Origin of the sequence: Vibrio tasmaniensis (genome assembly GCF_024347635.1) — a bacterium.
GTDB lineage: Bacteria > Pseudomonadota > Gammaproteobacteria > Enterobacterales > Vibrionaceae > Vibrio > Vibrio tasmaniensis.
Map to the genome: position 1 here is coordinate 323866 of NZ_AP025510.1, position 16185 is coordinate 340050.

General features: G+C 45.1%; 28 protein-coding genes. All 28 read left to right on the top strand.

Annotation, left to right across the window (positions count from 1 at the left end; all coding sequences use genetic code 11):
- The first annotated feature begins 47 nt into the window (after window positions 1-47).
- The 28 genes from rpsG to rpsK all read left to right on the top strand — a co-directional run bounded on the left by rpsG (window position 48) and on the right by rpsK (window position 16179).
- Window positions 48-518, top strand: a complete 471-nt coding sequence (rpsG, locus tag OCV44_RS01455; RefSeq protein WP_012604916.1) for a 30S ribosomal protein S7 — start codon at window positions 48-50, stop codon at window positions 516-518.
- Window positions 519-684: 166 nt separating this feature from the next.
- On the top strand, window positions 685-2781 hold the full coding sequence (gene fusA / locus OCV44_RS01460) for an elongation factor G (protein WP_017104672.1): 2097 nt from the start codon (window positions 685-687) through the stop codon (window positions 2779-2781).
- 146 nt (window positions 2782-2927) lie between these two features.
- Window positions 2928-4112 (top strand): elongation factor Tu, encoded by a 1185-nt coding sequence (gene tuf / locus OCV44_RS01465; protein WP_012604914.1) that lies wholly within the window; start codon window positions 2928-2930, stop codon window positions 4110-4112.
- A gap of 487 nt (window positions 4113-4599) precedes the next feature.
- A complete protein-coding gene (rpsJ, locus tag OCV44_RS01470; protein ID WP_004736761.1) occupies window positions 4600-4911 on the top strand; it encodes a 30S ribosomal protein S10 in 312 nt (103 codons plus the stop codon).
- 14 nt (window positions 4912-4925) lie between these two features.
- Window positions 4926-5555 (top strand): 50S ribosomal protein L3, encoded by a 630-nt coding sequence (gene rplC, locus OCV44_RS01475; protein ID WP_004736763.1) that lies wholly within the window; start codon window positions 4926-4928, stop codon window positions 5553-5555.
- A gap of 16 nt (window positions 5556-5571) precedes the next feature.
- A complete protein-coding gene (rplD, locus tag OCV44_RS01480; RefSeq protein WP_004736764.1) occupies window positions 5572-6174 on the top strand; it encodes a 50S ribosomal protein L4 in 603 nt (200 codons plus the stop codon).
- The gene (gene rplW / locus OCV44_RS01485; protein WP_004736765.1) at window positions 6171-6473 is read left to right on the top strand and encodes a 50S ribosomal protein L23; all 303 of its coding nucleotides are present in this window, start codon (window positions 6171-6173) and stop codon (window positions 6471-6473) included. The genes rplD and rplW overlap by 4 nt, the downstream gene beginning before the upstream one ends.
- Before the next feature lie 14 nt (window positions 6474-6487).
- The gene (gene rplB, locus OCV44_RS01490) at window positions 6488-7312 is read left to right on the top strand and encodes a 50S ribosomal protein L2 (protein ID WP_012604912.1); all 825 of its coding nucleotides are present in this window, start codon (window positions 6488-6490) and stop codon (window positions 7310-7312) included.
- A 19-nt stretch (window positions 7313-7331) separates the two neighbouring features.
- Entirely contained in the window at window positions 7332-7610 is a 279-nt protein-coding gene (gene rpsS / locus OCV44_RS01495) for a 30S ribosomal protein S19 (RefSeq protein WP_004736729.1), read from the top strand.
- 10 nt (window positions 7611-7620) lie between these two features.
- Window positions 7621-7953, top strand: a complete 333-nt coding sequence (gene rplV / locus OCV44_RS01500; RefSeq protein ID WP_004736732.1) for a 50S ribosomal protein L22 — start codon at window positions 7621-7623, stop codon at window positions 7951-7953.
- Window positions 7954-7971: 18 nt separating this feature from the next.
- Window positions 7972-8670, top strand: coding sequence for a 30S ribosomal protein S3 (rpsC, locus tag OCV44_RS01505; protein ID WP_004736734.1), 699 nt, complete (start codon window positions 7972-7974; stop codon window positions 8668-8670).
- An 11-nt stretch (window positions 8671-8681) separates the two neighbouring features.
- Window positions 8682-9092 carry a 50S ribosomal protein L16 gene (rplP, locus tag OCV44_RS01510; RefSeq protein ID WP_004736736.1) on the top strand — a complete coding sequence of 137 codons (411 nt, stop codon included), beginning with the start codon at window positions 8682-8684 and terminating at the stop codon, window positions 9090-9092.
- Window positions 9092-9283 carry a 50S ribosomal protein L29 gene (gene rpmC / locus OCV44_RS01515; protein WP_004736737.1) on the top strand — a complete coding sequence of 64 codons (192 nt, stop codon included), beginning with the start codon at window positions 9092-9094 and terminating at the stop codon, window positions 9281-9283. Before rplP ends, rpmC begins: the two co-directional genes overlap by 1 nt.
- The gene (gene rpsQ / locus OCV44_RS01520; RefSeq protein WP_004736739.1) at window positions 9283-9537 is read left to right on the top strand and encodes a 30S ribosomal protein S17; all 255 of its coding nucleotides are present in this window, start codon (window positions 9283-9285) and stop codon (window positions 9535-9537) included. Before rpmC ends, rpsQ begins: the two co-directional genes overlap by 1 nt.
- A 162-nt stretch (window positions 9538-9699) precedes the next feature.
- Window positions 9700-10071 (top strand): 50S ribosomal protein L14, encoded by a 372-nt coding sequence (gene rplN, locus OCV44_RS01525; protein WP_004736740.1) that lies wholly within the window; start codon window positions 9700-9702, stop codon window positions 10069-10071.
- 11 nt (window positions 10072-10082) lie between these two features.
- Entirely contained in the window at window positions 10083-10400 is a 318-nt protein-coding gene (gene rplX / locus OCV44_RS01530) for a 50S ribosomal protein L24 (RefSeq protein ID WP_004736742.1), read from the top strand.
- 24 nt (window positions 10401-10424) lie between these two features.
- Window positions 10425-10964: a 50S ribosomal protein L5 gene (gene rplE / locus OCV44_RS01535; RefSeq protein WP_004736744.1), complete on the top strand. Its 540-nt coding sequence runs from the start codon at window positions 10425-10427 to the stop codon at window positions 10962-10964.
- A 16-nt stretch (window positions 10965-10980) separates the two neighbouring features.
- Window positions 10981-11286, top strand: coding sequence for a 30S ribosomal protein S14 (rpsN, locus tag OCV44_RS01540; protein WP_004736747.1), 306 nt, complete (start codon window positions 10981-10983; stop codon window positions 11284-11286).
- Between the two features lie 29 nt (window positions 11287-11315).
- The gene (rpsH, locus tag OCV44_RS01545) at window positions 11316-11708 is read left to right on the top strand and encodes a 30S ribosomal protein S8 (RefSeq protein WP_009847785.1); all 393 of its coding nucleotides are present in this window, start codon (window positions 11316-11318) and stop codon (window positions 11706-11708) included.
- A 10-nt stretch (window positions 11709-11718) separates the two neighbouring features.
- Complete coding sequence (rplF, locus tag OCV44_RS01550) at window positions 11719-12252, top strand: 50S ribosomal protein L6 (RefSeq protein WP_139686122.1); 534 nt, start codon at window positions 11719-11721, stop codon at window positions 12250-12252.
- Between the two features lie 9 nt (window positions 12253-12261).
- Window positions 12262-12615, top strand: a complete 354-nt coding sequence (gene rplR, locus OCV44_RS01555) for a 50S ribosomal protein L18 (RefSeq protein WP_009847783.1) — start codon at window positions 12262-12264, stop codon at window positions 12613-12615.
- A 14-nt stretch (window positions 12616-12629) separates the two neighbouring features.
- On the top strand, window positions 12630-13130 hold the full coding sequence (gene rpsE, locus OCV44_RS01560) for a 30S ribosomal protein S5 (RefSeq protein ID WP_004736754.1): 501 nt from the start codon (window positions 12630-12632) through the stop codon (window positions 13128-13130).
- A gap of 7 nt (window positions 13131-13137) precedes the next feature.
- The gene (rpmD, locus tag OCV44_RS01565; RefSeq protein WP_004736756.1) at window positions 13138-13314 is read left to right on the top strand and encodes a 50S ribosomal protein L30; all 177 of its coding nucleotides are present in this window, start codon (window positions 13138-13140) and stop codon (window positions 13312-13314) included.
- Window positions 13315-13319: 5 nt separating this feature from the next.
- The gene (gene rplO, locus OCV44_RS01570) at window positions 13320-13754 is read left to right on the top strand and encodes a 50S ribosomal protein L15 (RefSeq protein ID WP_004736758.1); all 435 of its coding nucleotides are present in this window, start codon (window positions 13320-13322) and stop codon (window positions 13752-13754) included.
- Between the two features lie 20 nt (window positions 13755-13774).
- Window positions 13775-15109 (top strand): preprotein translocase subunit SecY, encoded by a 1335-nt coding sequence (gene secY / locus OCV44_RS01575; RefSeq protein WP_004736759.1) that lies wholly within the window; start codon window positions 13775-13777, stop codon window positions 15107-15109.
- A gap of 41 nt (window positions 15110-15150) precedes the next feature.
- Window positions 15151-15264, top strand: coding sequence for a 50S ribosomal protein L36 (gene rpmJ / locus OCV44_RS01580; RefSeq protein ID WP_000868186.1), 114 nt, complete (start codon window positions 15151-15153; stop codon window positions 15262-15264).
- Between the two features lie 149 nt (window positions 15265-15413).
- Complete coding sequence (gene rpsM, locus OCV44_RS01585; RefSeq protein ID WP_004738779.1) at window positions 15414-15770, top strand: 30S ribosomal protein S13; 357 nt, start codon at window positions 15414-15416, stop codon at window positions 15768-15770.
- Between the two features lie 19 nt (window positions 15771-15789).
- On the top strand, window positions 15790-16179 hold the full coding sequence (rpsK, locus tag OCV44_RS01590) for a 30S ribosomal protein S11 (RefSeq protein ID WP_004738778.1): 390 nt from the start codon (window positions 15790-15792) through the stop codon (window positions 16177-16179).
- Window positions 16180-16185 lie beyond the last annotated feature (6 nt).

Consider the following 16185-nt stretch of genomic DNA (forward strand, 5'->3'; position numbering starts at 1 on the left):
TCTGAAAAGTTTTGGAAAAAACCTGAAGAAGACAACGGAGAAATTCCATGCCACGTCGTCGCGTTATAGGCCAGCGTAAGATCCTTCCAGATCCTAAGTTCAAATCTGAACTGCTGGCAAAATTCGTTAACATCCTTATGGTTGACGGAAAAAAATCTACTGCAGAGAAGATTGTTTACACTGCACTAGAAGTTATGGCTGAGAAATCTGGTAAAGATCACTTAGCTGTATTTGAAGAAGCTCTTGAAAATGTTCGTCCAGCGGTAGAAGTTAAATCTCGCCGTGTGGGTGGTTCAACTTACCAAGTACCTGTAGAAGTTCGTCCGGTTCGCCGTAACGCTCTTGCTATGCGTTGGGTAGTTGAAGCTGCGCGTAAGCGTGGTGAAAAATCTATGGCTCAACGCCTAGCTGCTGAAATGCTAGACGCGTCTGAGAACAAAGGTACTTCGGTTAAGAAACGTGAAGACGTTCACCGTATGGCTGACGCAAACAAAGCGTTCGCACATTACCGCTGGTAATACCTTTTTAGTGCTGCAAGGTTCCTTGCGGCACTTCTTTAGTTCCTATGCTTATGCTAGGAACTATTGCTATTTCTAGGGCAAGCACTTTTTAGCGAAGTATCGCTTTTTACGCATAATCTAGACATAGCAATAGTCCCTAAGTCTCTAATAAGAGGATTCAACCGTGGCTCGTAAAACTCCTATTGAGCAATACCGTAATATCGGTATCGTTGCTCACGTAGATGCAGGTAAAACAACCACAAGTGAACGTATTCTGTTCTATACCGGTCTTTCTCACAAAATCGGCGAAGTTCACGATGGTGCAGCAACCATGGATTGGATGGAGCAAGAGCAAGAGCGCGGTATTACGATCACTTCAGCAGCGACGACTACGTTTTGGCGTGGTATGGAAGCTCAGTACTCTGACCACCGTATTAATATCATCGACACTCCGGGACACGTTGACTTCACTATCGAAGTAGAACGTTCTTTGCGTGTACTTGATGGTGCTGTTGTTGTGTTCTGTGGCTCATCTGGTGTTGAACCTCAGTCAGAGACTGTATGGCGTCAAGCTGATAAGTACCAAGTTCCACGTATGGTTTTCGTTAATAAAATGGACCGTACAGGCGCAGACTTCTTGCGTGTAGTTGAACAGATCAAGGATCGCCTAGGCGCAACTCCTGTTCCAATTCAACTGAACATTGGTGCTGAAGAAAACTTCCAAGGCGTTGTCGATCTTATCAAGATGAAGGCAATTAACTGGAACGAAGCTGACCAAGGCATGACTTTCACGTACGAAGATATTCCTGCAGACATGCAAGAAATGGCTGAAGAATATCGAACAGAACTTGTTGAAGCTGCTGCAGAAGCAAATGAAGAGCTGATGGATAAGTACCTTGAAGAAGGTGAACTAACAGAAGCTGAAATCAAACAAGGTCTTCGTACACGTACCCTTAATAATGAAATCGTACTTGCTACTTGTGGCAGTGCATTCAAAAACAAAGGTGTACAAGCTGTTCTAGATGCAGTTGTTGATTTCCTTCCTTCTCCAGTCGATGTACCTGCAATTAAGGGTATCGATGATGACGAGAATGAAATTGAGCGTCACGCGGACGACAAAGAACCGTTCTCAGCGCTAGCATTTAAAATTGCAACAGACCCATTTGTTGGTACTTTAACTTTCATCCGTGTTTACTCTGGTGTTGTTGAAAGCGGTAAAACAGCTTACAACTCTGTGAAGAAACAACGTGAACGTTTGGGGCGTATTGTTCAAATGCACTCAAACAAACGTGAAGAAGTAAAAGAAGTACGAGCAGGTGACATCGCAGCCATTATCGGCCTGAAAGATGTTACTACTGGTGAAACTCTATGTGACCAGAACCATAAAATTGTTCTTGAACGTATGGAATTCCCAGATCCAGTTATTCAGATCGTTGTAGAGCCTCGCTCGCAAGCTGATCAAGATAAAATGACTATCGCGTTAGGTAAGCTAGCGGCAGAAGATCCATCGTTCCGTGTTGAAACGGATGACGAAACTGGCCAGACACTAATCTCTGGTATGGGTGAACTGCACTTAGATATCATCGTTGACCGCATGAAACGTGAATTCAGCGTGAACTGCAACGTTGGTAATCCGCAAGTTGCTTATCGTGAAACCATTCGTGGTACAGCGAAAGCTGAAGGTAAATTTATCCGCGAACATGGTGGTAAAGGACAGTACGGTCACGTGTGGCTGAAACTGGAACCATCAGAAGCCGGTGAAGGCTTTGTCTTCGTAGATGAAATTGCCAATGGTATCGTGCCAAAAGAGTTCATTACCTCTGTCGCTAAAGGCGTTGAAGAGCAAATGAACAATGGTGTATTAGCGGGCTATCCAGTTTTGGATATCAAGGCTACACTATATGATGGTTCTTACCATGAAGTAGATTCAAGTGAGATGGCGTTTACAATCGCTGCCTCTATGGCTTTCAGAACGGGTGCACTAGAAGCGCAACCAGTTTTGCTTGAGCCTATGATGAAAGTTGAAGTAACTACTCCAGAAGACTGGATGGGTGACGTTGTTGGCGATATTAACCGTCGTCGCGGCATCATCGAAGGTATGGACGAGGGGACAGCTGGCCTGAAGATAATTCGTGCACAAGTTCCGTTGTCTGTCATGTTCGGTTACGCAACTGATTTGCGTTCTGCGACACAAGGTCGTGCTTCTTACTCTATGGAGTTTAGTGAGTACGCTGAAGTGCCAAAAAATGTTGCTAATGCAATCATTGCAGAGCGTGGTTAAACAAAAGGGATGCATTTTTTTCATTTTTTGAAAGAACAATGCGTCCAAATATTGCGCTAACGAGAGTTGGCGCATAAAATAGCAATTTCTGGCGCGTCTCGCTCAATAATGAACGTGGCGAATCATAACTAGGAAGGAACACGATTGTGTCTAAAGAAAAATTTGAACGTACGAAACCGCACGTAAACGTTGGTACTATCGGCCACGTTGACCACGGTAAAACAACTCTAACTGCTGCTATCTGTACTACACTTGCAAAAGTGTACGGCGGTGTTGCTAAAGATTTCGCATCTATCGATAACGCTCCAGAAGAGCGCGAGCGCGGTATCACAATCGCAACTTCTCACGTTGAGTACGATACTCCTGAACGTCACTACGCACACGTAGACTGTCCTGGACACGCCGATTATGTTAAAAACATGATCACTGGTGCTGCTCAAATGGACGGCGGTATCCTAGTTGTTGCTGCTACAGATGGCCCTATGCCACAAACTCGTGAGCACATCCTACTTGGTCGTCAAGTTGGTATCCCTTACATCATCGTATTCATGAACAAATGTGACATGGTTGATGACGAAGAGCTACTTGAGCTAGTAGAAATGGAAGTTCGTGAACTTCTTTCTGAGTACGAGTACCCAGGAGACGACCTTCCAGTAATTCAAGGTTCTGCACTTGGCGCTCTAAACGGCGAAAAGCAGTGGGAAGACAAGATCGTTGAGCTTGCAGAAGCACTAGATTCTTACATTCCACTTCCAGAGCGTGCTGTTGATCTACCGTTCCTACTTCCTATTGAAGATGTATTCTCAATCCAAGGTCGTGGTACTGTAGTTACTGGTCGTATCGAGCGCGGTATCCTACGTGTAGGTGACGAAGTAGAAATCGTTGGTATCAAAGAGACTACTCTTACTACTTGTACTGGTGTTGAAATGTTCCGTAAACTGCTTGACGAAGGTCGTGCAGGTGAGAACGTTGGTGCACTTCTACGTGGTACTAAGCGTGATGACGTTGAACGTGGCCAAGTACTTTCTGCTAAAGGTTCAATCAACCCACACACTAAGTTTGAGTCTGAAGTATACGTACTTTCTAAAGACGAAGGCGGCCGTCACACTCCTTTCTTCAAGGGTTACCGTCCACAGTTCTACTTCCGTACAACTGACGTAACAGGCGATATCACTCTACCAGAAGGCGTAGAAATGGTAATGCCAGGTGACAACGTTCAAATGACTGTTGAGCTAATCGCTCCAATCGCAATGGACGAAGGTCTACGTTTCGCAATCCGCGAAGGTGGCCGTACAGTTGGTGCTGGTGTTGTAGCTAAAATCTTCGCTTAATAGCATTTAGATTTTTGCACACTCTTCATTAGAAGAACTGCATAAGAAAAGGGAAGCTTCGGCTTCCCTTTTATTTTATTCCACTTTCCCACCATTTTTATTTTTGCTTTCCTTTCGCACTCCCATCCCTTGTTACTCTACTTTTGTTACGCAGCTTGTCCTCGAAACCTTTTCACAAATATATTCCGATTATTCTTCCAACACCACTTGCATACTAAAACGTGATCTGTATAATGCATCGCACTGGTTAACGCCGGTTTGTGAACCAATGAGCACTGAGGAGTAGGTCTTACCTAGTAATGTATACTCAGCTTATGTTCGCGGTTAATAAAAATAGTAAGCCTTGTGTTTACTTCAAAAGTTAACTGACAATGCGTCCTAATTTTGGATGCTACGGTTTCACATAAATCAATCGGCATTCTCTCGTTCTTTCGAGCTTGAGTGGCGATATTGTTTGTGTAATTTTTAATAATTGGAGCTCTGTCTCATGCAGAACCAACGTATTCGTATCCGCCTTAAAGCGTTTGATTACAAGCTAATCGATGCTTCAACTGCGGAAATCGTTGAAACAGCAAAACGTACTGGCGCACAGGTTCGTGGTCCTATTCCACTTCCTACTCGTAAAGAGCGTTTCACTGTTCTTACCTCTCCACACGTCAACAAAGATGCACGTGATCAGTACGAAATTCGTACTCACAAGCGTTTGATCGACATCGTTGAGCCAACAGATAAAACTGTTGATGCTCTAATGCGTCTTGATCTTGCAGCTGGCGTTGATGTTCAAATCAGCCTAGGTTAAGGGAGATAAGAATAATGATTGGTCTAGTCGGACGTAAAGTGGGTATGACCCGCGTATTTACTGAAGAAGGCGTTTCTATCCCAGTAACTGTTGTTGAGGTTGAAGCGAACCGTATTTCTCAAGTTAAAACTCTTGAGACAGACGGCTACGCAGCAATCCAAGTAACTACTGGTGCTAAGAAAGCTAACCGTGTAACTAAACCTGAAGCTGGTCACTTCGCGAAAGCGGGTGTTGAAGCAGGTCGCGGTCTTTGGGAATTCCGTTTAGAAAACGGCGAAGAGTTTGAAGTTGGCGCTGAGCTAAACGTAGAACTTTTCAACGAAATTAAAAAAGTAGACGTTACTGGTACATCTAAAGGTAAAGGCTTCCAAGGCGCTATCAAGCGTTGGAACTTCTCTACTCAAGATATGACTCACGGTAACTCTTTGTCTCACCGCGCACCGGGTTCAATTGGCCAATGTCAAACTCCAGGCCGCGTGTTTAAAGGCAAGAAAATGGCAGGTCACATGGGTGCTGAGCGTGTAACGACTCAAAACCTAGAGATCGTACGTGTTGACGCTGAGCGCAATCTACTCCTTATTAAAGGTGCAGTACCAGGCTCAACAGGCGGTAACGTGATCGTAAAACCTGCTGTTAAAGCATAACGTCTAGGAGTAAGTAATGGAATTGATGGTTAAAGGTGCTGATGCACTAACTGTTTCCGAGACTACTTTCGGACGTGACTTTAACGAAGCTCTAGTACACCAAGTAGTTGTTGCATATGCAGCAGGTGCTCGTCAAGGTACTCGTGCTCAAAAGACTCGTTCTGAAGTATCAGGCGGCGGTGCTAAGCCATGGCGCCAAAAAGGTACTGGCCGTGCACGTGCTGGTACAATTCGTAGCCCAATCTGGCGTACAGGTGGTGTTACTTTTGCTGCGAAACCACAAGATCACAGCCAAAAAGTTAACAAGAAAATGTACCGCGGTGCTATGAAAAGCATTCTTTCTGAGTTGATTCGTCAAGAGCGTCTAATCGTTGTTGATAACTTCTCTGTAGAAGCACCAAAAACAAAAGAACTTGTAGCTAAGCTTAAAGAGCTTGAGCTAAATGACGTTCTGATTGTGACTGGCGAAGTAGATGAAAATCTATTCTTAGCTGCTCGTAACCTATACAAAGTAGATGCACGTGATGTTGCTGGTGTTGATCCAGTATCACTAATCGCTTTCGACAAGGTTCTGATGACTGCTGACGCAGTTAAGCAAGTTGAGGAGATGCTAGCATGATCACTGAAGAGCGTATCTTAAAAGTTCTACGTGCTCCGCACATCTCTGAAAAAGCAACTATGGCAGCTGAGAAAGCGAACACTATCGTTTTCAAAGTAGCTAAAGATGCAACTAAGAAAGAGATCAAAGCAGCTGTAGAAAAGCTATTTGAAGTTGAAGTTAAGTCTGTAAATACTCTTGTATTAAAGGGTAAGACCAAACGTCAAGGTATGCGTGAAGGCCGTCGTTCAGACGTTAAGAAAGCCTACGTTACTTTGAAAGAAGGTCAAGATCTTGACTTCGTTGGCGGCGCGGAATAACAGGAGTAGTAAAAATGGCTATTGTTAAATGTAAGCCGACTTCCCCTGGTCGTCGTCACGTCGTTAAAGTTGTTAACGCTGACCTGCACAAGGGTAAGCCATACGCACCACTTCTAGAGAAAAACTCTAAGAACGGTGGTCGTAACAACAACGGTCGTATTACAGTACGTCACATCGGTGGTGGTCATAAACACCATTACCGTCTGGTTGACTTCAAACGTACTAAAGATGGCATCCCAGCGAAAGTTGAGCGTCTAGAATACGATCCAAACCGTAGTGCTAACATCGCTCTAGTTCTGTACGCAGACGGTGAGCGTCGTTACATCATTGCACCTAAAGGTGTTAACGCAGGCGACCAGATTCAATCTGGCGTAGATGCTGCAATCAAAGCAGGTAACACTCTGCCGATGCGCAACATCCCAGTAGGTTCTACTGTACACTGTGTTGAACTTAAACCTGGTAAAGGTGCACAACTAGCTCGTTCGGCTGGTGCTTATGCTCAAATCATCGCTCGCGATGGTGCATACGTAACTATCCGTCTACGTTCTGGTGAAATGCGCAAAGTTCTTTCTGAAGGTCGTGCAACGATCGGTGAAGTTGGTAACTCTGAGCATATGCTACGTGAACTTGGTAAAGCTGGTGCTTCACGCTGGCGCGGCGTACGTCCAACCGTACGTGGTGTAGTAATGAACCCGGTGGATCACCCACATGGTGGTGGTGAAGGCCGCACATCTGGTGGTCGTCACCCAGTATCTCCTTGGGGCGTTCCTACTAAGGGCTTCAAGACTCGTAAGAATAAGCGCACTGACAAGTACATCGTACGTCGTCGCACTAAATAATTTATAAAGAGGAATCGCCATGCCACGTTCTCTCAAGAAAGGTCCTTTTATTGACCTACACTTGCTGAAGAAGGTAGAGAAAGCGGTGGAAAGCGGAGACAAAAAGCCTATTAAGACTTGGTCCCGTCGCTCAATGATCATCCCAACAATGATTGGTTTGACCATCGCTGTCCATAATGGTCGTCAGCACGTCCCAGTTTTCGTTACCGAAGAAATGATCGGTCACAAACTAGGCGAATTTGCACCAACTCGTACTTATCGCGGTCATGCTGCAGATAAGAAAGCTAAGAAGAAATAAGGAGTAGATGATGGAAGCTTTAGCTAAACATAACTTTGCTCGTATTTCTCCACAGAAAGCTCGCTTAGTTGCAGACCAAATTCGCGGTAAGTCGGTAGACCAGGCTCTAGAAATTCTAACTTTCAGCAACAAAAAAGCTGCTGTTTTAGTTAAGAAAGTTCTTGAGTCAGCTATCGCTAACGCGGAACATAACGAAGGTGCAGATATCGACGATCTAAATGTCGCTAAAATCTTCGTAGATGAGGGCCCTATCATGAAGCGTATTATGCCTCGTGCTAAAGGTCGTGCGGATCGTATCTTGAAGCGTTCAAGCCACATCACTATTGTTGTAGCAGATCGCTAAAGACTAGGAGAGTAAGCAATGGGTCAGAAAGTACATCCTAATGGTATTCGTCTTGGCATCGTCAAGCCTTGGAATGCTACATGGTTTGCTAATACCAACGAATTCGCTGACAACCTAGACGGCGACTTCAAGGTACGTCAGTTCCTTACCAAGGAACTACAAAAAGCATCATTATCTCGTATCGTTATCGAGCGTCCAGCTAAGAGCATCCGTGTGACTATTCACACAGCTCGTCCTGGCGTTGTTATCGGTAAGAAAGGTGAAGACGTAGAGAAGCTACGCGCAGCTGTAGCTAAAATCGCAGGTGTACCAGCGCAAATTAACATCGCTGAAGTACGTAAGCCTGAGCTAGATGGTCAGCTTGTAGCTGATAGCATCGCGTCTCAACTAGAGCGTCGTGTTATGTTCCGTCGTGCAATGAAGCGTGCGGTACAAAATGCTATGCGTCTAGGCGCTAAAGGCATCAAAGTACAAGTAGGCGGCCGTCTTGGCGGTGCTGAAATCGCACGTTCAGAGTGGTACCGTGAAGGCCGTGTGCCTCTACACACTCTACGTGCAGACATTGATTACGCAACTTCTTCGGCTCACACTCAATACGGTGTGATCGGCATTAAAGTTTGGATCTTCAAAGGTGAGATTCTAGGCGGTATGCCAGCTGCTAACGCAGTAGAGCCAAAAGGCGATAAGCCTAAGAAGCAGCGTAAAGGCCGTAAGTAAGGAGTCGAACGATGCTACAACCAAAACGTACTAAGTTCCGCAAGGTTATGACTGGTCGTAACCGTGGTCTAGCTAAAGGTACTGAAGTAAGCTTCGGCGAATTCGGTCTTAAAGCTGTTGGCCGTGGTCGCCTGACTGCACGTCAAATCGAAGCGGCACGTCGTGCTATGACACGTCACATTAAGCGTCAAGGTCAAATCTGGATCCGTGTTTTTCCAGACAAACCTATTACTGAAAAGCCTCTTGAAGTTCGTCAAGGTAAAGGTAAAGGTTCAGTTGCGTACTGGGTTGCTCAAATCCAACCAGGCAAAGTTATGTACGAGATGAATGGCGTACCTGAAGAGTTGGCACGTGAAGCGTTCCGCCTAGCGGCGCGTAAACTGCCTGTTAAAACTACTTTTGTAACTAAGCAGGTGATGTGATGAAAGCACAAGATCTACGCGAAAAGAACGTTGAAGAGCTTAACGCTGAGCTATTGAATTTGCTACGTGAACAGTTTAACTTGCGCATGCAAGCTGCAACTGGTCAACTACAGCAAACTCATACTCTAAAAGCTGTACGCCGTGACATCGCACGTGTGAAAACTGTTTTGACTGAAAAGGCAGGCGCATAATGAGCGAAACTAACCGCATCCAGCAAGGCCGTGTAGTAAGTGACAAGATGGACAAGTCTATCGTTGTTGCTATTGAACGTACTGTAAAACACCCAATTTACGGTAAGTTCATCAAACGCACGACTAAAGTACACGCACACGACGAAGACAACACTTGTGGCCTAGGCGACAAAGTTGAAATCGCTGAGTGTCGTCCTTTGTCTAAGACTAAGTCTTGGACATTGGTTAAAGTTCTAGAAAAAGCGAAGATTTAATCTTTGTAATTCTATAACTTATAAGCGGCTCCAAATAATTTTTTGGAGCCGCTTGTTTTTTGTCTACCCAATTTAAAAAAAGGGTGGTACAATTCGCGTCCCTTTTAAAGAGGCAGCCCGACCCGAGAGGGTCTAGTTTTAATATTTAGCGGAGCACTAACAATGATCCAGATGCAAAGTACACTTGACGCAGCAGATAACTCTGGCGCGCGCAAGGTAATGTGTATTAAGGTTCTGGGTGGCTCTCACCGCCGTTATGCACATATCGGTGACGTCATCAAGGTTACAGTGAAGGAAGCGATTCCTCGCGGTAAAGTAAAGAAAGGTGATGTTCTGAAGGCGGTAGTAGTGCGCACCCGTAAAGGCGTTCGTCGCCCAGACGGTTCTGTCATTCGCTTCGACAGTAATGCTTGTGTATTGTTAAATGACACTACTGAGCAACCAGTCGGCACACGTATCTTTGGTCCTGTGACTCGTGAACTTCGTAACGCGAAATTCATGAAGATTGTATCACTTGCACCTGAAGTTCTGTAAGGAGCGGCAACATGGCAGCTAAAATCCGTCGTAATGACGAAGTAATCATTCTTGCTGGTAAAGATAAAGGCAAGAAAGGTAAAGTAACTAAGGTTCTGACAACTGGTAAAGTTGTTGTTGAAGGCATCAATCTTGTTAAAAAACACCAAAAGCCGGTTCCGGCTCTAGGTCAACAAGGTGGCATCGTTGAACAAGAAGCAGCTATTGATGCTTCTAACGTTGCAGTCTTTAACGCGGCTACTGGTAAAGCAGACCGTATCGGTTTCCGTATCGAAGATGGCAAGAAAGTTCGTTTCTTCAAATCTAACGGCGAAACTGTTTCTAACTAATTAGAAGTAATTTGGAGTTCTACTATGGCGAAACTGCATGATTACTACAAGTCGTCTGTAGTCGCTGAGCTTACCAAAGAGTTCAGCTACACAAGCGTCATGCAAGTCCCTAGGATTGAGAAAATCACCCTAAACATGGGCGTTGGTGAAGCAATCAACGATAAGAAACTGCTAGAAAACGCAGCATCTGATATGGCAACGATCTCTGGTCAGAAGCCACTTATCACGAAAGCGCGTAAATCTGTAGCTGGTTTCAAAATTCGTGAAGGCTACCCAATTGGTTGTAAAGTAACCTTGCGTGGTGAGCGCATGTGGGAATTTTTAGAGCGTTTAATCTCTATCGCACTTCCACGTGTACGTGATTTCCGTGGTGTTAGCGCTAAGTCTTTTGACGGACGCGGTAACTACAGCATGGGCGTTCGCGAGCAAATCATCTTTCCGGAAATCGACTACGATAAAGTCGATCGTGTCCGCGGTCTTGATATTACTATCACGACATCTGCGGGATCCGATGAGGAAGGCCGAGCTCTGCTGGCTGCCTTTAACTTCCCATTCCGTAAGTAAGGGTAGGGTTACTGTTATGGCTAAACAATCAATGAAAGCACGTGAAGCTAAACGTGCAAAACTAGTAGTTAAGTTCGCTGAAAAGCGTTCTGCGCTAAAAGTTATCATTAGCGATGTAAACGCATCTGAAGAAGATCGTTGGAATGCGGTTCTTAAACTGCAATCTCTTCCACGTGATTCAAGTGCATCACGTCAGCGCAACCGTTGCAACCAAACTGGTCGTCCACACGGTTACCTACGTAAATTCGGTCTAAGCCGTATTAAGGTTCGCGAAGCTTGCATGAAAGGCGAGATTCCGGGTCTTCGTAAGGCTAGCTGGTAATTGCCACTTAATCATTTGGAGTAAATCTTATGAGCATGCAAGATCCGATTTCGGATATGCTGACCCGCGTTCGTAACGGTCAGGCAGCAAATAAAGTTGCTGTAAAAATGCCTTCTTCAAAGCTTAAAGTTGCAATTGCTGCATTACTTAAAGCTGAAGGTTACATCGTAGACTTCGCTGTTGACAGCGAAGCAAAACCTGAGCTAGAAGTTACTCTTAAGTACTTCCAAGCTAAACCTGTAATCGAGCAAATCAAGCGCGTATCACGTCCTGGTTTAAGAGTTTATAAAAATAAAGACTCTTTACCTACAGTGATGGGTGGTCTTGGTATTGCAGTTGTTTCTACTTCCAAGGGTCTGATGTCTGACCGTGCTGCTCGTAAAGCAGGTCTTGGCGGTGAAATCATCTGTTACGTAGCTTAAGGAGTAGATTATGTCTCGTGTTGCTAAAGCACCTGTCGCTATTCCAGCTGGCGTAGAGGTGAAACTAAACGGCCAAGAAGTTACTGTAAAAGGTAGCAAAGGTGAGCTTACTCGCGTTCTTAACAGCGCCGTAGTTATTGCACAGGAAGAAAACAACCTAACTTTCGGACCGAAAGAAGGTGTTACTAACGCATGGGCACAAGCTGGTACAGCTCGCGCTCTAGTTAATAACATGGTTGTGGGTGTTACAGTGGGCTTCACTAAGAAGCTTACTCTTAAGGGTGTTGGTTACCGTGCTGCTATGAAAGGCAACTCTGTAGGTCTAACTCTTGGTTTTTCTCACCCAGTAGAGCACGCTCTACCTGAAGGTATTAAAGCTGAGTGCCCTAGCCAAACTGAGATCATCATTACTGGTTGCGATAAGCAAGTAGTAGGTCAAGTTGCGGCTGACATTCGTTCTTACCGTGCTCCTGAGCCTTACAAAGGCAAAGGTGTTCGTTACGCAGATGAAAATGTGCGTACTAAAGAAGCTAAGAAGAAGTAAGGTATCACTATGGATAAGAAAGCATCTCGCATCCGTCGTGCTACACGTGCACGTCGTAAGATTGCAGAACTTGGTGCAACTCGCTTGGTAGTACATCGTACTCCTCGCCATGTTTACGCTCAAGTTATCTCGGCAAACGGCTCTGAGGTTATCGCAGCTGCTTCTACTGTAGAAAAAGCGATCCGTGAGCAAGTTAAGAACACTGGTAACGTCGATGCAGCTAAAGCAGTTGGTAAAGCTGTTGCTGAGCGCGCTCTTGAAAAAGGCGTAGCTTCAGTTGCATTTGACCGTTCTGGTTTCCAATACCACGGTCGAGTAGCGGCGCTAGCAGAATCTGCTCGCGAAGCTGGTCTGAAATTCTAAGGTAGGGTTGGAAGATGGCTAAAGAACAACAACAAGCTAATGATTTGCAAGAAAAGCTGATCGCTGTTAACCGTGTATCTAAGACGGTTAAAGGTGGTCGAATCATGAGCTTCACTGCACTAACAGTAGTTGGTGACGGTAATGGTCGCGTAGGTTTCGGTTACGGCAAAGCTCGTGAAGTACCTGCTGCGATTCAAAAAGCAATGGAAAAAGCGCGTCGTAACATGGTTACTGTTGCGCTTAACGAAGGCACTCTTCACCACCCGGTGAAAGGTCGTCATTCGGGCTCTAAAGTTTACATGCAGCCAGCTGCTGAAGGTACAGGTGTTATTGCCGGTGGTGCAATGCGTGCCGTACTTGAAGTTGCAGGCGTACATAACGTTCTTTCTAAAGCATACGGTTCAACGAACCCTATCAACGTTGTTCGCGCAACGATTGGTGCTCTAGTAGACGTTAAGTCACCAGAAATGGTTGCTGCTAAACGTGGTCTAACTGTTGAATCTATTTCGGAGTAAGCACACGATGGCAACTATTAAAGTAACTCAAACTAAAAGCTCAATTGGTCGCCTACCTAAGCACAAAGCGTGTCTTAAAGGTCTAGGTCTTCGTCGCATCAACCATACAGTAGAACTTGAAGATACTCCGTGCGTACGCGGTATGATCAACAAGGTTTACTACATGGTTAAGATTGAGGAGTAATCAGAATGCGTTTGAATACTCTATCACCGGCTGCTGGCTCTAAACCTTCTAAGAAGCGTGTAGGTCGTGGTATCGGTTCTGGCCTTGGTAAAACAGGTGGCCGCGGTCACAAAGGTCAAAAGTCACGTTCTGGCGGCTCTGTCCGTCCAGGTTTTGAAGGCGGTCAAATGCCTCTAAAACAACGTCTACCTAAATTCGGTTTCACTTCTCGTAAGAGCCTAGTGTCTGCTGAAGTTCGTCTAGCTGAGCTAGCGAAAGTAACAGGTGACGTAGTTGATCTTAACAGCCTTAAAGCTGCTAACGTTATCACTAAGAACATCGAGTTTGTTAAGATCGTTCTTTCTGGTGACCTAAGCAAAGCTGTGACTGTTAAAGGTCTACGCGTGACTAAAGGCGCTAAAGCTGCAATCGAAGCTGCAGGCGGTAAAATCGAGGAATAATCTCGAGGAACGAGGTACAGATGGCTAAGAAACCAGGAAAAGATTTTCGTAGTGCTCAGAGCGGCTTAAGTGAACTAAAGTCGCGCTTATTATTCGTAATTGGTGCACTTTTAGTATTCCGAGCCGGCTCTTTTGTGCCGATCCCTGGTATTGACGCAGCTGTACTTGCCGATTTGTTCGATCAGCAAAAAGGTACCATCGTAGAAATGTTTAACATGTTCTCCGGTGGTGCTCTTGAGCGTGCATCTATATTAGCATTGGGTATCATGCCGTACATTTCGGCATCGATCGTAGTCCAATTGCTAACTGTAGTTCATCCAGCGTTAGCGGAACTCAAAAAAGAGGGTGAAGCAGGCCGTCGTAAGATAAGCCAATATACACGCTACGGCACGCTTGTACTTGCAACATTCCAAGCTATTGGTATCGCAACAGGCTTACCAAACATGGTCGACAATCTGGTTGTTATCAACCAAACCATGTTTACGCTTATTGCTACCGTGAGTTTAGTAACTGGTACCATGTTTTTGATGTGGTTAGGTGAACAAATCACTGAGCGAGGAATCGGTAATGGTATTTCCATTCTGATTTTTGCAGGTATTGTTGCTGGATTGCCTTCTGCAATCGGTCAAACAATCGAGCAAGCGCGTCAAGGTGAATTGCATGTGCTTCTTCTGTTGTTTATCGCGGTATTGTCTTTTGCTGTAATTTACTTCGTAGTTTTCATGGAACGTGGTCAACGTCGTATCGTCGTTAACTATGCGAAGCGTCAACAAGGTCGTAAAGTTTTTGCAGCTCAAAGCTCTCACTTGCCTCTTAAGATTAATATGGCAGGTGTTATTCCAGCGATTTTTGCATCGAGTATTATTTTGTTCCCAGGAACATTAGCACAATGGTTTGGTCAAAATGGTGAAAGCAGCGCGTTCGGTTGGTTAACTGACGTGTCATTAGCTCTTAGCCCAGGTCAACCTTTGTATGTAATGCTTTATGCAGCAGCTATAATCTTCTTCTGTTTCTTCTATACAGCGTTGGTGTTTAACCCGCGTGAAACAGCTGATAATTTGAAGAAGTCTGGTGCATTCGTACCCGGTATCCGCCCAGGTGAGCAGACAGCGAAATATATCGATAAAGTGATGACTAGACTAACCCTTGCGGGCGCTCTATACATTACTTTTATATGTCTGATTCCTGAATTCATGATGGTCGCGTGGAACGTTCGTTTCTACTTCGGCGGCACATCACTACTAATCGTAGTGGTAGTTATCATGGATTTCATGGCACAGGTACAGACTCATCTGATGTCACAACAGTATGATTCTGTGTTAAAGAAAGCGAATCTGAAAGGTTACGGCCGTTAATCCGGTAGTAATTATTTCGATTCCATTTACGGAGTTTAGCAATGAAAGTTCGTGCTTCCGTTAAAAAAATCTGCCGTAACTGTAAAGTTATCAAGCGTAACGGTGTCGTTCGCGTGATTTGCAGTGAGCCAAAGCATAAGCAACGCCAAGGCTAATCAGCAGAAATTTTTACTTGAAATACTAGGTAGAGTCGAGTATATTCCTCGGCCTACCTTTTGCGTGCAAAAGAAGTAGTATGCCGCAGCGTATCCATCACGGGCTTTGCTGCGGATAATTCTTTTATGAACCCCCTTAGGAGTGAATAATGGCCCGTATAGCCGGCATTAACATTCCTGATCATAAGCATTCTGTAATTGCACTTACTGCAATCTACGGTATTGGTAAAACTCGCTCTCAAGCTATTCTAGCTGAAGTGGGTATTGCTGAAGATGCTAAGATCAGTGAACTAACTGAAGAGCAGATCGATCAACTGCGTGATGGTGTAGCTAAATACACTGTAGAAGGTGATCTACGTCGTGAAGTATCGATGAACATCAAGCGTCTTATGGACCTTGGCTGTTACCGCGGTCTTCGTCATCGTCGCAGTCTACCACTACGTGGACAGCGTACTAAAACCAACGCTCGTACCCGTAAGGGTCCGCGCAAGCCGATCAAGAAATAGTCGGATAAGGTAGAGTACAATGGCAAAACAACCAACTCGCGCGCGTAAGCGCGTACGCAAGCAAGTAGCTGATGGCGTAGCGCACATTCATGCTTCTTTCAACAACACAATCGTAACTATCACTGACCGTCAAGGCAACGCTCTTGCATGGGCTACAGCAGGTGGTTCAGGTTTCCGTGGTTCTCGTAAATCTACTCCGTTCGCAGCACAAGTTGCAGCTGAGCGTTGTGGTGAAATGGCTAAAGAATATGGCCTAAAGAACTTGGAAGTTATGGTTAAGGGTCCAGGTCCAGGTCGCGAATCTACTGTTCGTGCACTGAACGCTGCTGGTTTCCGTATCACTAACATTGTTGATGCGACACCAATCCCTCATAACGGTTGTCGTCCACCTAAGAAACGTCGCGTTTAAGTTTCG

Bases quoted from the DNA above. Each gene is read 5' to 3' on its own strand.
- rpsK (WP_004738778.1), top strand. From the start codon at position 15,790: ATGGCAAAACAACCAACTCGCGCGCGTAAGCGCGTACGCAAGCAAGTA.
- rplB (WP_012604912.1), top strand. From the start codon at position 6,488: ATGGCTATTGTTAAATGTAAGCCGACTTCCCCTGGTCGTCGTCACGTC.
- rpsJ (WP_004736761.1), top strand. From the start codon at position 4,600: ATGCAGAACCAACGTATTCGTATCCGCCTTAAAGCGTTTGATTACAAG.
- rplW (WP_004736765.1), top strand. From the start codon at position 6,171: ATGATCACTGAAGAGCGTATCTTAAAAGTTCTACGTGCTCCGCACATC.
- rplN (WP_004736740.1), top strand. From the start codon at position 9,700: ATGATCCAGATGCAAAGTACACTTGACGCAGCAGATAACTCTGGCGCG.
- rpmJ (WP_000868186.1), top strand. From the start codon at position 15,151: ATGAAAGTTCGTGCTTCCGTTAAAAAAATCTGCCGTAACTGTAAAGTT.
- rpsM (WP_004738779.1), top strand. From the start codon at position 15,414: ATGGCCCGTATAGCCGGCATTAACATTCCTGATCATAAGCATTCTGTA.
- rplV (WP_004736732.1), top strand. From the start codon at position 7,621: ATGGAAGCTTTAGCTAAACATAACTTTGCTCGTATTTCTCCACAGAAA.
- rpsQ (WP_004736739.1), top strand. From the start codon at position 9,283: ATGAGCGAAACTAACCGCATCCAGCAAGGCCGTGTAGTAAGTGACAAG.
- rplP (WP_004736736.1), top strand. From the start codon at position 8,682: ATGCTACAACCAAAACGTACTAAGTTCCGCAAGGTTATGACTGGTCGT.
- rpmC (WP_004736737.1), top strand. From the start codon at position 9,092: ATGAAAGCACAAGATCTACGCGAAAAGAACGTTGAAGAGCTTAACGCT.
- rplX (WP_004736742.1), top strand. From the start codon at position 10,083: ATGGCAGCTAAAATCCGTCGTAATGACGAAGTAATCATTCTTGCTGGT.
- rpsE (WP_004736754.1), top strand. From the start codon at position 12,630: ATGGCTAAAGAACAACAACAAGCTAATGATTTGCAAGAAAAGCTGATC.
- rpmD (WP_004736756.1), top strand. From the start codon at position 13,138: ATGGCAACTATTAAAGTAACTCAAACTAAAAGCTCAATTGGTCGCCTA.
- rpsN (WP_004736747.1), top strand. From the start codon at position 10,981: ATGGCTAAACAATCAATGAAAGCACGTGAAGCTAAACGTGCAAAACTA.
- rplD (WP_004736764.1), top strand. From the start codon at position 5,572: ATGGAATTGATGGTTAAAGGTGCTGATGCACTAACTGTTTCCGAGACT.
- rplR (WP_009847783.1), top strand. From the start codon at position 12,262: ATGGATAAGAAAGCATCTCGCATCCGTCGTGCTACACGTGCACGTCGT.
- rplE (WP_004736744.1), top strand. From the start codon at position 10,425: ATGGCGAAACTGCATGATTACTACAAGTCGTCTGTAGTCGCTGAGCTT.
- secY (WP_004736759.1), top strand. From the start codon at position 13,775: ATGGCTAAGAAACCAGGAAAAGATTTTCGTAGTGCTCAGAGCGGCTTA.
- rpsH (WP_009847785.1), top strand. From the start codon at position 11,316: ATGAGCATGCAAGATCCGATTTCGGATATGCTGACCCGCGTTCGTAAC.
- rplF (WP_139686122.1), top strand. From the start codon at position 11,719: ATGTCTCGTGTTGCTAAAGCACCTGTCGCTATTCCAGCTGGCGTAGAG.
- rplC (WP_004736763.1), top strand. From the start codon at position 4,926: ATGATTGGTCTAGTCGGACGTAAAGTGGGTATGACCCGCGTATTTACT.
- rpsG (WP_012604916.1), top strand. From the start codon at position 48: ATGCCACGTCGTCGCGTTATAGGCCAGCGTAAGATCCTTCCAGATCCT.
- rplO (WP_004736758.1), top strand. From the start codon at position 13,320: ATGCGTTTGAATACTCTATCACCGGCTGCTGGCTCTAAACCTTCTAAG.
- rpsC (WP_004736734.1), top strand. From the start codon at position 7,972: ATGGGTCAGAAAGTACATCCTAATGGTATTCGTCTTGGCATCGTCAAG.
- rpsS (WP_004736729.1), top strand. From the start codon at position 7,332: ATGCCACGTTCTCTCAAGAAAGGTCCTTTTATTGACCTACACTTGCTG.